Below are 13,519 nucleotides of genomic sequence, written 5' to 3'. Positions count from 1 at the left end.
CTCACGTTAACCACCTATTATAGATATTTCGACGTAAATAGCAGCAAAATACTGGTCTAATCACTCCCTATTCGTGGCAAAGTCAAGCATAGCAAGGCACACAACAGGGTCATTCTAAGCGTTTTCCTGCTGATTAATTGAACTTCAATCAGTGAATTTGCTATTTTTCACTTAAAATAAGTATTTTTTATGATGCTGATACAAAAACGCCACTCAGATGAGTGGCGTTTTGCTATTTTCTTGCACGTTTGCGTTTATTTAGCGCTATTTCGAACTTTTGCTAAATGTTCTGCAAAGTCTTTGGCATTTAAAAAGCCTGTTACACGTTGCTCTAAAAGCTCATTACCTTGGCTATCAAAGAACAAAATGCTCGGTAAACCAAATACCGTGTATTCTTCCATTAGCTCTATGGTTTTTGCATCGCTTTGTGTTAAATCGATTTGAATTAATTCAAAGTGAGCAAATTGCTCTTGCACTTTAGCGTCAGGAAACGTGTAGTGCTCAAACTCTTTACACGCAACGCACCAGTCGGCATATAAGTCGACCATTACTAAGCGCCCTTCGCTACTTGCCTGTGCAATTTCTTCTTTTAATTCACTTAGATTAGCAACTTGTCTAAAACCATGTGTTTTTACAGCAGCTTCAGTAACCACCACTTTACTAGGCCAAAAATAATTTTTCGTTAAACTCGCCCCAGTCACAACCAATAAGGTTGCTGCAAACCACAATGCTGTTTTTAGCTTGCCTTGTGATTGACCACTTTGCCAATGATGTAAATAAAGCGCTGTAGCAAGTGCTAATAAACCCGCCATTAACCAAATGATTTCAATATCAACAATACGCTCAAGCAGAATAAGTGGTACAACTAGCATGATGAAACCAAATAGGGTTTTCACTTGCTCCATCCAACCACCGGCTTTTGGTAGTAATTTACCGCCAGAAGTCCCCAGTAATAATAACGGTAAGCCCATGCCTAAACTGAGCACATAAAGTGTTAAACCACCGACGAGATAGTCACCACTTTGCGCTACATAGAGTAAAGCAGCAGATAATGGCGCTGTTGTACACGGTGAAGCAATCAAACCAGACAGTACACCCATCATAAATACGCCAACATAATTGCCGCCTTTTTGCTGGTTACTAACCTGAGTAAGTTTATTCATCATACCGCTAGGTAATTTGATTTCGTACCAGCCAAACATCGACATTGCCAGCAATACAAATAAGATACTAAAGCTAATTAGTACAGTAGGATGCTGTAAATACCCTTGTACTTGCCCACCTAATGATGCAACCACTAAACCCAGTGCTGCGTAAGTAACGGCCATACCTTGTACATATACAAATGACAGCGAGAACGCTTTTTTAGTCGATAAATTCTGCTGACCCGCTATAAGGCTCGACAAAATCGGAAACATTGGGAATACGCATGGCGTAAAGGCAAGACCAACACCAACTAAAAAGAAGATTACTAGGTTAGTTAGTAAACCTTGCGATGCCAGCTTATCGGTATATGACTGCTCACCAGCTGGTTTTGAAACTTCTTGAGAAGGGGCTGATGACGCTTCATTAGTATCGGCTGCTTGTGTTAATGCAGCCAATGCATTCCCCGCATCTGCAGCCTGTGATACTTGCTCACCTGCAATCACAGATAAAGGAATGGTTCTAACTTCTGGCGGATAACATAACCCCGCCTCGGCACAGCCTTGAAAACGCACTTTAACAACCGCACCTTCTGTGACGTTACTAAGCTTAGAAACCACACTTAACGAATCAAAGAATACCTCGGTCTTACCAAAAAATTCATCCTCAATAATCACGCCCTTGCCAAGATCAGGAATTTCAATATCTGCGCCTTTGGCAATAATTTCGACTTTCTTTTTATAAAGGTAATAATCAGGCGCAATATCCCAGCCAATAAATAAGGTTTTGCCTTGCTGGTCAAAATCGAAAACAAAAGCCTGATCAACTGGGAGAAATGTTTGCTCCGCAGGTTGTAGTAGATTTCCAAGTAAATTGTTATTACTTGCGCTTGCTGGCATTAGCAACAATGCACAAAGTAATAAAAGGAACGATCGCATTAATTAAGTACCTCATCCATCCAATTAAAATAGGCTAAATTGCCTGTAGCCACATCAACGACCTGAATTTCAGGCACCTCATAACTATGCAATTTCTTGATAGTTTGGATCACCTCATTCATTTTTTCTGACTTAGTTTTGATCAGTAACTTACTCTCAATAGCTTGAGTCACCTCGCCTTCCCACATGTAAATAGATTCAATAGTAGGCAAAATGTTCACACAAGCAGCTAGCTTTTCTTTAACTAGATGTTGTGCCAACTGACGGGCTTCAGCCTCATTTGCACAAGTAGTAAAAATAAGTCGAAAATGCGTAGTCATAAGGAACCTTTATTTGATTACATGAGTCGCACCATAGTAGCCGATAGTAACTATAATGTGTAGCGAGCAAGGTGATCCTAGGTTCCGTCTTGAAAAATGACCTGTTCACCCCAATTTATATTTCACTGACTCGAAAGAGAATGACATTTTTTAGAGAGCGTTATGTTTAGATTTTTGTTTTTGTTATTTATTTTAGTGCCGATTGTGGAGATCGCGTTACTCATCCAAGTGAGTGAAGTGATCGGCGGCTTTGCCACCATAGCGCTTGTAATTGTGACCGCGATTGTCGGTGCGAAATTAGTGAAGCAGCAAGGTATGGGCGCGATTCAAAACGTGCAATTACAAATGGCACAAGGGCAAATGCCTGCAAAAGAATTATTTACTGGATTATGTGTCATTATCGCCGGTGTTTTATTAATGACACCAGGCATTATGACTGACTTTTTTGGCTTTTTACTACTCACGCCAGCAATCCGCAACAAACTGGCTGCAGGCCTAGCTAGTCAGGCAACTGTGCGCATGAGTTCGCAGGCAAATCAAGGCTCTGCACACTTCCAATACCATAGTAAAACAACCACTCATGAAGAGCCAAACCATCAACCGACAACTATCGATGGTGAATTTGAGCGAAAAGATTAAAATTTTTTAATTTTTGTACTTGGATTTTTTTAAGCCACCCCCATTAATGAATGCAATGAAACGCAACGGGTGGCTTAGCACTCCCCTGCAATAACACAAGATTTTTTCTGTACTGTTCAGAAACTGTTAGGAGAACTAAATAAATGAACATTCGTCCTTTACATGATCGCGTCATCGTTAAGCGTCTAGAAGAAGAAACTAAGTCTGCTGGCGGTATTGTATTAACTGGCTCTGCAGCTGAAAAATCAACTCGCGGAGAAGTTATCGCTGTTGGTAATGGCCGTGTTTTAGACAACGGTGAAGTAAGAGCATTAGAAGTTAAAGCCGGTGACACTGTGCTGTTCGGCTCTTATGTTGAAAAAGCTGAAAAGATCGAAGGTCAAGAGTACCTGATCATGCGTGAAGATAACATTCTAGGCATTGTAGGTTAATCCTACTTTTCGTTTAGCAACCCGTTTACAGAATTTAAGAGGAATTTAATCATGGCAGCAAAAGAAGTACTTTTTGCAGGTGACGCACGTGGCAAAATGCTAACTGGCGTAAACATTTTAGCAAACGCAGTAAAAGTAACTTTAGGTCCTAAAGGCCGTAACGTTGTATTAGACAAATCATTCGGCGCTCCAGTGATCACTAAAGATGGTGTATCTGTAGCAAAAGAAATCGAGCTTGAAGACAAGTTCGAAAACATGGGCGCACAAATGGTTAAAGAAGTAGCGTCTAAAGCGAATGACGCTGCAGGTGACGGTACAACAACTGCAACAGTATTAGCGCAAGCTATCGTAAACGAAGGCTTAAAAGCAGTTGCAGCGGGTATGAACCCAATGGACCTTAAGCGCGGTATCGACAAAGCAGTTACTGCGGCAGTTGAAGAGCTTAAAGCACTTTCTGTTCCATGTGCAGACACTAAAGCAATTGCACAAGTAGGTACTATTTCTGCTAACTCTGATAAAGAAATCGGTGACATCATTGCAGAAGCAATGGAAAAAGTAGGCCGTGATTCAGGCGTTATCACTGTTGAAGAAGGTCAGTCGTTAGAAAACGAACTAGACGTAGTTGAAGGTATGCAGTTTGACCGTGGTTACCTTTCTCCATACTTCATCAACAACGCTGAAAAAGGCGCTGTAGAGCTAGACAACCCATTCATTCTACTTGTAGATAAAAAAGTATCTAACATCCGTGAGCTACTACCTACATTAGAAGCTGTTGCTAAAGCTAGCAAGCCACTACTTATCATTGCTGAAGACCTTGAAGGTGAAGCGCTTGCAACACTTGTTGTAAACAACATGCGCGGTATCGTTAAAGTATCTGCGGTTAAAGCTCCTGGTTTTGGCGACCGTCGTAAAGCAATGCTACAAGACATCGCAGTGTTAACAGGTGGTACTGTTATTTCTGAAGAAATCGGTTTAGAGCTAGAGAAAGCGACAATCGAAGACCTAGGTACAGCGAAGCGCGTTGTGATCACTAAAGATGATACAACAATCATCGACGGTGCAGGCGAAGAAGACGGCATCAATGGTCGTGTTGCACAAATCAAAGCACAAATCGAAGAAGCGACGTCTGACTACGATAAAGAGAAACTACAAGAGCGTATGGCTAAACTAGCTGGCGGTGTTGCAGTAATCAAAGTTGGCGCAGCAACTGAAATCGAAATGAAAGAGAAAAAAGACCGCGTTGAAGATGCACTACACGCAACTCGCGCAGCGGTTGAAGAAGGTGTTGTACCAGGTGGCGGTGTTGCACTAGTTCGCGTAGCAAGCAAACTTGTTGAACTTGCTGGCGACAACGAAGACCAAAGCCACGGTATTAAAGTTGCACTACGTGCGATGGAAGCACCACTTCGTCAAATCGTAACTAACGCAGGTGACGAAGCATCTGTTGTTGTTAACTCAGTAAAAGGCGGTGAAGGTAACTACGGTTACAACGCAGCATCAGGCGAGTACAACGACATGATCGAAATGGGTATCTTAGACCCAACTAAAGTAACGCGTTCTGCACTACAGTACGCAGCTTCAATCGCGGGTCTTATGATCACAACTGAAGCAATGGTTGCTGAAATCCCGAAAGATGAGCCAGCTGCTCCAGATATGGGCGGCATGGGCGGCATGGGTGGTATGGGCGGCATGATGTAGTGCGACGAGAGTCGCGTAGGTCGCTAGCCTAGCAGGACTATCTGTCAGTGAGTACTTATGTACTCACTTCCACCACCTGTAAAATTAGTAATCGACTCCGGCAATTGGGGGTTTTAGCTGATTGCCGGAATATCACTCCCTTGAGTTGATATGTCGTTGCAATTGCTAAGGCAATTGGAAAAGAGCGAGGCCATCGGTCATCGCACCCAAAAAGTATATTTAATGTTGAGGAAGCGGAAACTAACCCTTCCGTAGTGAGAGCCTAGCTCATCACAAAGGCACTAATAAATAGTGCTCCAATTATACATTTTGTATCACTTCCTTCTGAATACAGGCGAAAGCCTTTGACTATTCAAACTTGTCCAAGACCTACGGAGTCTACGACCTACGGGCGTAAGCTGTTGTAGCTATTGTCTCAGCCAATTATAAATATATTGGTTAGCGAGACCTGTTATACGACTAATAGTAGCCTAGGGATAGTGCGATGCTGGTAACGGCATGGTGCGAAGCTTCCTGACAATGTACCTCTGAGAAATCAGTGTCTCTGTTCGTGAGAACAAGCATAGTTAACCAACAATGGGTCAACTGAGGGCTAGGCTGGGTAATATGGTTAACGTAAGTGAACTGTTGATAAATACCGTCAACCGCATAGAGCGAAATATTGTTGATACGCTCTAACCAAAAGGTATGTAGTCGGTTAATCCTTTTACATCTGGGATTACGTCGTCATTCGACTACCGGTAGATAGACAGAACCTAAGTTACTCGTGTAGCTACAACGGAACTCGGTAAGCCCAATTATTTGCCTACATTACTGAAAATTTGTAATGCAGGCAGGTTTCTCGCAAGAGCAACTGTTGAATAAGTGGGTATAGGATGTCTGACCAAGCGAACGCCGAAACTGTAATGGTTCGGATAGGAGTTCAAACTTTGCTCCACCCCGAAAGGGTGCAAAATTCAGACTGGTCTTTAATCGTGTGAAGGCATGTAAAGCCATCAAAACAACCCAATGGGGATTAGCGATCCCATTGGGCATTGCTTTTCTTTATTGCGGTTTAGGAGAAAAGCAAGATGAGTACGGAATGTATGTTCCATGTACCTGCATTCTCCCACCATGCGAACAATTGGCATACCATTGATTGGTATACGACCGAACGTAAGGTGAGAGAGCTACAAGTACGGATCGCGAAAGCGACTAAGCAACGACAGTGGCGCAAAGTGAAAGCTCTGCAACGCATGTTGGTGCGCTCGTTCTCAGCTAAGGCATTGGCTGTAAAACGAGTAACTGAAAATCGAGGCAAACGGACTGCTGGTGTCGATGGGGAGTTATGGAGTACACCTGAAAGTAAATGGCTAGCGCTATTTCGATTAACGCGCAAGGGCTATAAGCCCAAACCGTTGAGGCGGGTTTATATTCCAAAAGCGAACGGCAAGCGTCGACCGCTTGGGATACCGACCATGCTCGACAGAGCCATGCAGGCATTATACCTGCTGGCGCTAGAGCCTGTGTCGGAAACAACCGCCGATAGAAATAGCTATGGCTTTCGCCCTATGCGCTCAACGGCTGATGCGATTGAGCAATGCTTTGTGAATCTCAGTCGCAAGCATTCTGCCAAATGGGTATTAGAGGGCGATATTAAAGGGTGTTTCGATAACATTAGTCATGACTGGTTGCTTGCCAATGTACCATTGGATAATCGAGTACTCAGGAAATGGCTAAAAGCGGGGTTTATGGAATCCGGTAAATTAAATCCGACAGAAGCGGGTAGACCGCAAGGAGGGATTATCTCTCCAGTATTGGCTAATCTTGCGCTTGATGGCTTGGAGGCGGTACTTGAATCTCACTTTGGGAAGAAAAATACCAAAGCTAGCTACAAGACAAAGGTCAATTACGTGCGATACGCTGACGATTTCATCATTACAGGGGTCTCGAAAGAGCTTTTAGAAGATGAAGTAAAACCCCTTGTAACAGCCTTTATGGCCGAGCGAGGGTTACAGCTGTCGCCGGAAAAAACGGTGATAACCCATATTGACGAAGGGTTTGACTTTTTGGGTCAAAATTTACGTAAGTACAAAGGTAAGCTTTTAATTAAGCCAAGCCGGAAGAGTCTGCGTAATTTGCTTCATAAAGTAAAAAGCATAGTAACGGGTAACAAGACAGTGACTGCAAGCAACTTGATAATACAGCTAAACCCTATTCTTAGGGGGTGGGCTAATTATCATAGGCACGTGGTAGCAAAAGAAACCTTTAACTATGTGGATTATCGGGTTTGGAAAATGTTATGGCAATGGTGTCGAAGACGCCATGCCAACAGACGCAAGCGCTGGATTAAGTCTAAGTACTTTAAATCTGTGGGCAAACGCAACTGGACATTCTCCGGTACTACAATCGACGGTTTTGATAAGCGATTGTTATACACAAATGACACCGTGATAAAGCGACACACTAAAATAAAGGCTGAAGCCAACCCTTATGATTTAGCATTTGAGGAATACTTCGAGCTGCGCTTAGAGCGAGCTTGGCGTGAATCAATGCAAGGTCAAAGAAAAGTGCTGATGCTTTGGCTCAGACAGCAGCAATGCTGCGCCATGTGCCGTCATAAAATAACCAAAGAAACAGGATGGAATATCCATCACATTGTGGAAAGGGTTAAAGGCGGCTCGGATGAGTTAAGTAATTTAGTGTTGTTGCACCCTAATTGTCATAGGCAAGTACATATTTTACACAGTTGACATAGGATCAAAATGGTTATAACCTTATTCCATAACGTTATATAAATCGGGTTATCTATAACAGATAAGCAGTCCCTATACTTTTCCTATTCACGGAGTAATTTATGCTACCAGAAAATTACATTGAGGTTTTAAATAGACTTAAGTCAAAGGGTCCGATAGTCGAACAAATTTCGTCTGAGAGCCTAGAGTTCGATTTCGATATTCTAAGAGATCTAGATAAAAGAGGGTACATTCAGGGGACGTATACACCTTCAAGTACTTGTAACTTTTATACTAATATTTCGATTACAGAATATGGACACGCGAAGTTGGCAGAGTTAGAGAGAACTTCACAACCAAGCGAAGAGCTCGCTACTTGGACGATTGATAGGAGGCTAGTTGTATTTGGTCTACTTATTAGTCTCTTAGGTTTATCTATGAAATTTTTCAGTGGTTAATCGCTGGTCTGTACTCAGGTACTGATTTATAAAGGCTTGAGCCGTATGCGGGGAAACTCGCACGTACGGTTCTTAGGGGGCGGTGGTGCAGTAATGCACCGCTGCTACCCGACATCATCCCCCCGGTAAAAATCTTTATTTAAAGATATTACCCGAAGGTACCTCCCCTTCAAAAGAAAGCCCCTATTAACACATGTTTTTAGGGGCTTTTTTACGATTATAGAAACTTAGTCTGATTTATAAATCATTTGATAAGAGCTATTCTAAGCTACTTACTTTTTTGATTTACTTGCTTAGGTTTACCTTTATCTGATTTAGCAGCTTCACTGACAATCGCGTCTTTTTGCTCTTCGGTAATTAAAGCTTGATCTAAAAGCTGTTCAGCCGCTTTTGCAACACAACTGACGTATTTACCATGGTTAGCAAACTCTGACGATTCACCACATTGTGCAGCCATATGTTGTTCAACTGAACACCCTTCATAGGTTACCGCCTCAAGAGCAGGAGTGTCTGGGCAGTAATCAAAATCATTATTTACTCCATCGCCGTCAACATCGGCATCACATTCATCACCTTGACCATCCTGATCAAAGTCTAGCTGATCAGGGTTTGCAACTTCAGGGCAATTATCGACAGCATCAGGTATACCGTCTTGATCCATATCTTCATCAACGATACCTATCGGGTCACTGATAGTTGAAGCAAGGCAATAATCATCACATGAATAAGTTAATGATGCCGGCATATCATCCCATACAGCCAAAACAGTGCCGTACGTTGCATCATTTGTGTAAATTAACCAAGTTAACCCTCCCCAAGGAACATCATATAATGCACTACCATCATTAATGATTGTATAACTGGTTGGTCTTGGACGAATATCAAATGCCCCTATGCCTGAGCCATAGTTGAACATTTGCATCGCAAATTTTCCATCTTCAGTACGAAAACCATCATCATACATTTGCTGCGTAGTGTAAGTTCCAAACGTTCCACCAGATACAACTTGCTCTGAGGATATTGAGATTGTCGAACCGTTAATACTGCCATTTGTGGGTTGTAAGTGAATAGTTCCAGTCATAGCTGTCACATCTGCAAATGCCACTGCAGACACAAAACATGAGGCCACTCCTGAAATAAGTAAGTGCTTATTCATATTTATATCCTTAAATTTGGTAGGGTTGGAATGTGCATTCCAAACATCACCCAGAAGTTTAGTGAAGCAGTATGAGGCAATTTTATAAGGTGTATAAAACATTCCCGAGACATGGCGAAACGAGCTTTTCTGAAACTGCGGCTTAATATTTGTAGATAATCCCGAAAAAGTCAATTTACAACCAATAATAATTTACAAAAAATTTACTGGTGTTACCGCGAAGATTTAAATTTAAAACCAAAAAACAGGAGAGAAATAAAAGCAATTAAAATCAACACTTTAATAATCGACAGGATTCGATAAGTAAGAATTTAAGATAGCATGCGAGTCCAAGTTACTTTACCTAGATTATTTGTACCATTTAACAGAACAATAAACTAATAGCTAAGTTCACAAGTGCCCCCAACATCCAAGACTCTAGGCTCTATTCAATTATGCTTAGGTTGGAAAGTATTACAATTTATAAGATGGTTCTTAAAGTCTTATCGCTTAAAACTTACAGCTTAAAGCTAAAGCTGCCATTAACCAACTCCCTCACTATCACAAACAAGTCACTCGGTAACATGCCTCTTTCGCCTTCACGCTCTGCGGCAATATCACCGGCTTTTGCATGTAAGGTTACACCTAAACACGCTGCTTGCTGAGGAGTAAGCCCCTGTGCGATCAATGCCGCTATGATACCTGTTAATACATCGCCACTGCCGCCAACCGCAAGTGCAGGGTTACCGTCGGTACACACCCATGTTTGGTTATTATCAGCAATTAAACTGCCAGCGCCTTTGAGTACACAAGTAGTGGTATAGCTACGTGCGAGCTGCTTTACGGCATGAAAGCGATTTTCTTCAATATCGCTAGCGCGACAATTAAGTAACCTTGCAGCCTCACCGGGGTGCGGTGTTATAACCGTATTGGCTAATGGGAATGACGAAGCATGCTGAGCCATTAAATTAAGTGCATCTGCATCAATAACCAATGGCTTGTTATTAGTAAAGCAATACTGCATTACTGCTTCAAAGGTTGTTTCCGACCAAGTGTCTTGACCAAGTCCAGGGCCAATAGCAACACAGGTTGCCCACTCTAGGGCGCTAATCAGGTTTGTATCTGTCACCATTAGTTCTGGCCGGCCAATACTCACTGGTAGAATAGAGCTACTATGGGTATACACTTTAACCATACCCGCACCGGTGCGAAGCGCTGCCTCTGCAGTTAAACGAATAGCGCCTGCAGTGCCGGCATTACCACCAACACACAGCAATTTACCATGGCTGGTTTTATGGCTGTTGTTATCGCGCTCAGGAAGCCTAGCTTGGTTCAGATAATTGATAAGCTCAGCCGTGGGTGATGTCTGTTTTAAAAAGGCATCTTCAATACCTAAATCATTAAACTCTAATGTCCCTGCATGCGCTCTACCTTGCCCTGTCATTAAACCTTGTTTAATCCCCACAAAAGTCACAGTAAGCGCGGCTTTTATTGCGACTCCTTGTACGACACCTGTGTCTGCATGAATGCCTGAAGGTAGATCAATAGCAACTATCGGCACTTGGCTCTCGTTAGCTGCTTTAATCAAGGTTGAAAAAGGCTCGCGTACCTTGCTTTGAATTCCCGTGCCAAGCAGACCATCAATAATGATATCTGCTTGCTCAATAGCACTGGCATCAGCGGTTATTGCTCCTCCATCGTCGAGCCAAGCTTGCTGAGCACTGAGCGCATCGCCTTTGAGCGGTTTATCAGATATTGCTGCAATAACCGTAACCTGTTTGCCCGCTTGTTTAGCTAAGCGAGCAACAACATAACCATCGCCGGCATTGTTACCAACGCCCGCTAACACTACGAATGTACTTGCCTTAGGAAAATAGCTGATAGCTTGCTGATAAGTCGCCAGCCCTGCTCGCTCCATAAGCTCATACAAGGTTACGCCAGAGCGCTTAGCTGCGGATCCTTCATGGTCACGAACTTGCTCTGCTAAAAATACTGACTGCGAGAGAACAACTGACATATCTATCCTTAAATTGGCCTTTTAATCAGCATATAAGTACAGATGAGTGCAGTCAATGAGGCATAAAAAACGGCGCGTAACTTACATTACGCGCCGTCTCTTTAAAGCTATAGTGACTTACTCAGTGTCTGGTAAGTTGCGACCGTAGAAGATTTCTTGCATCTCGCGAGTCAGCTTAGAGTAGATAACTTCTTCTTCTTCTTCCGAAAGATCTGCTGTAGAAACACCGAATAGGTAAGTATTCAAGTCAGTTTCTTTTAACATCATCTTAGTGTGGAATAAGTTCTCTTGATACACGTTCACGTCCATCATTTGGTACGCTTCTTTGGTATCTTCAGTCATGTAGTTCTGAATTGAGTTAATTGCATGATCGATATAGTGTTTAACACCATCTACGTCACGAGTAAAACCACGTACGCGGTAGTCAATTGTTACAACATCAGACTCAAGACTGTGAATTAAGAAGTTTAACGCTTTTAATGGCGAAATAATGCCACACGTTGATACTTCGATATCAGCACGGAACGTACAAATACCATCATCAGGGTGTGCTTCTGGGTATGTGTGAACACAGATGTGGCTCTTGTCTAAGTGCGCTACCACTGTTTCAGGAAGAGGACCCGGCGCTTCATCAACGTCATACGTTGTTTGTTGCTCAATTGGCTCTTCAGAGATCAAGATTGTCACACTGGCGCCTTGCGGATCATAATCTTGGCGAGAAACATTTAGAATGTTTGCGCCAATAATATCCACAACTTCACCTAAAATATCGGTAAGGCGATCAGCACTGTACTGTTCGTCGATATATTCAATATATTCTTTACGCTGTTGTTCCGTCTTTGCGTAACAAATATCGTAAATACTAAAACTTAAGCTCTTAGTTAAGTTATTAAAGCCATGAAGCTTAATTTTATCGAAGGGTTTATTCATGCTAAACCAACCTTAAAACGAGTGAAACCTGCACCAGCAGAAATAAAAGTTCGCGGATTTTATACGAATTTCCTGCTCGGAAAAAGCGTTATTTTACCTGTTCTTGCACAACTTCATGACTATGCGTAATTTCTACTGTCTTATCAAGCATTAAGGCTACAGAACAATACTTTTCAGCAGATAATTGTACCGCTCTTGCAAGGTGCTTTTCAGAGACATTATCACCGGTAACCACAAAGTGTAGATTAATCTTGGTAAACACGCGAGGTGCTGACTCAGCACGCTCTGCAGATAGCTTAACTTGCACATCAGAAAATGACTGTTTTGCTTTTTTTAAAATACTAACAACATCAACAGATGAACAACAACCCGCTGACATTAAAACCATTTCCATTGGGCTTGGCGCAGCGCTATCGCTACCTGCATCAAAAACTACATTGTGACCTGAATTTGAAAGGCCAATAAACGTATCGCCTTCTACCCATTTTACATTCGCTTGCATGTGCTTTATCTCTTAAAGTTATTTTGCTTGATTGTAAGCAAGTCACACACAGATGCAAGGGATAAGAGGTGAGCTTTAAAGGAAAGCGAGTTGCTAACTTTGAGCTGCTCGCTTAAAGACTAGAAATTGTGTTGTGCTTTATAAGTTAGGCACTTTCGACAACAGCACTATCGAATAAGTTTTTTACTAATCCAGCAAACTCATCAATAAACGCGTGTTGTTCAACGGTTACTGTGTGATTTGTAACGCTGCTCAGCACTTCTTGTAAGTCATATACGATACCGTCGACTTCGCGAACAATTTGGCTGCGTTGTTCTGTATTAAGCTCTGTGTGTTGCTCGCAAAGTAACATGACATTTTCTGCTATCACGTCTTCAATCAGCTCTAACACTGTTGGAGCTCCTGGTTTAATTTGACCCGGCTTCTCAAAAAGCGCTAAATTTTGAGTGAGATACATGACAAGATCATCGTACCCTTGCCTATCTAAAACCATACGACTGCACACCTAATAAAAAACTATCTCTTTAGATTTAAGCAGAAAGCGCTTTTAATTGCTACCTTTGCCAAGCATCTCATACAAAAAAAGCAGCCGAA

11 protein-coding genes are annotated in these 13,519 nt (G+C 42.3%); 4 read left to right on the top strand and 7 right to left on the bottom strand.

Annotated elements, in window-relative coordinates; genetic code table 11:
• Positions 1–254: 254 nt before the first annotated feature.
• Positions 255–2,081 carry a protein-disulfide reductase DsbD gene (locus NFU46_RS17460; RefSeq protein WP_251603631.1) on the bottom strand — a complete coding sequence of 609 codons (1,827 nt, stop codon included), beginning with the start codon at positions 2,079–2,081 and terminating at the stop codon, positions 255–257.
• Complete coding sequence (gene cutA, locus NFU46_RS17455; RefSeq protein ID WP_054552426.1) at positions 2,081–2,401, bottom strand: divalent-cation tolerance protein CutA; 321 nt, start codon at positions 2,399–2,401, stop codon at positions 2,081–2,083. The genes NFU46_RS17460 and cutA overlap by 1 nt, the downstream gene beginning before the upstream one ends.
• Positions 2,402–2,563: 162 nt before the next feature.
• Here cutA and NFU46_RS17450 point away from each other — a divergent pair, with 162 nt between their 5' ends.
• The 4 genes from NFU46_RS17450 to ltrA all read left to right on the top strand — a co-directional run bounded on the left by NFU46_RS17450 (position 2,564) and on the right by ltrA (position 7,901).
• Entirely contained in the window at positions 2,564–3,040 is a 477-nt protein-coding gene (locus tag NFU46_RS17450; RefSeq protein WP_054552425.1) for an FxsA family protein, read from the top strand.
• Between the two features lie 143 nt (positions 3,041–3,183).
• Complete coding sequence (locus NFU46_RS17445; RefSeq protein ID WP_036973362.1) at positions 3,184–3,471, top strand: co-chaperone GroES; 288 nt, start codon at positions 3,184–3,186, stop codon at positions 3,469–3,471.
• A 51-nt stretch (positions 3,472–3,522) separates the two neighbouring features.
• Positions 3,523–5,169, top strand: coding sequence for a chaperonin GroEL (gene groL, locus NFU46_RS17440; protein WP_054552424.1), 1,647 nt, complete (start codon positions 3,523–3,525; stop codon positions 5,167–5,169).
• Positions 5,170–6,239: 1,070 nt separating this feature from the next.
• A complete protein-coding gene (ltrA, locus tag NFU46_RS17435; RefSeq protein WP_251603628.1) occupies positions 6,240–7,901 on the top strand; it encodes a group II intron reverse transcriptase/maturase in 1,662 nt (553 codons plus the stop codon).
• A gap of 708 nt (positions 7,902–8,609) precedes the next feature.
• Here ltrA and NFU46_RS17430 read toward each other — a convergent pair.
• The 5 genes from NFU46_RS17430 to NFU46_RS17410 form a co-directional block, all read right to left on the bottom strand.
• A complete protein-coding gene (locus NFU46_RS17430) occupies positions 8,610–9,497 on the bottom strand; it encodes a thrombospondin type 3 repeat-containing protein (RefSeq protein ID WP_251603626.1) in 888 nt (295 codons plus the stop codon).
• 496 nt (positions 9,498–9,993) lie between these two features.
• Positions 9,994–11,493 (bottom strand): NAD(P)H-hydrate dehydratase, encoded by a 1,500-nt coding sequence (locus NFU46_RS17425; RefSeq protein ID WP_251603624.1) that lies wholly within the window; start codon positions 11,491–11,493, stop codon positions 9,994–9,996.
• 117 nt (positions 11,494–11,610) lie between these two features.
• Positions 11,611–12,423, bottom strand: coding sequence for an adenosylmethionine decarboxylase (gene speD, locus NFU46_RS17420; RefSeq protein WP_054552422.1), 813 nt, complete (start codon positions 12,421–12,423; stop codon positions 11,611–11,613).
• Between the two features lie 88 nt (positions 12,424–12,511).
• Positions 12,512–12,925, bottom strand: a complete 414-nt coding sequence (locus tag NFU46_RS17415) for an OsmC family protein (RefSeq protein ID WP_055020887.1) — start codon at positions 12,923–12,925, stop codon at positions 12,512–12,514.
• A 145-nt stretch (positions 12,926–13,070) separates the two neighbouring features.
• Positions 13,071–13,418 carry a DUF3802 family protein gene (locus NFU46_RS17410; RefSeq protein ID WP_054563480.1) on the bottom strand — a complete coding sequence of 116 codons (348 nt, stop codon included), beginning with the start codon at positions 13,416–13,418 and terminating at the stop codon, positions 13,071–13,073.
• Between the last annotated feature and the right edge of the window lie 101 nt (positions 13,419–13,519).

This window comes from Pseudoalteromonas sp. NCCP-2140 (assembly GCF_023708065.1).
Classification (GTDB): Bacteria; Pseudomonadota; Gammaproteobacteria; order Enterobacterales; family Alteromonadaceae; genus Pseudoalteromonas.
Note: the sequence above shows the minus strand (reverse complement) of the source record. Positions and strands in the feature narration are given on the sequence as shown.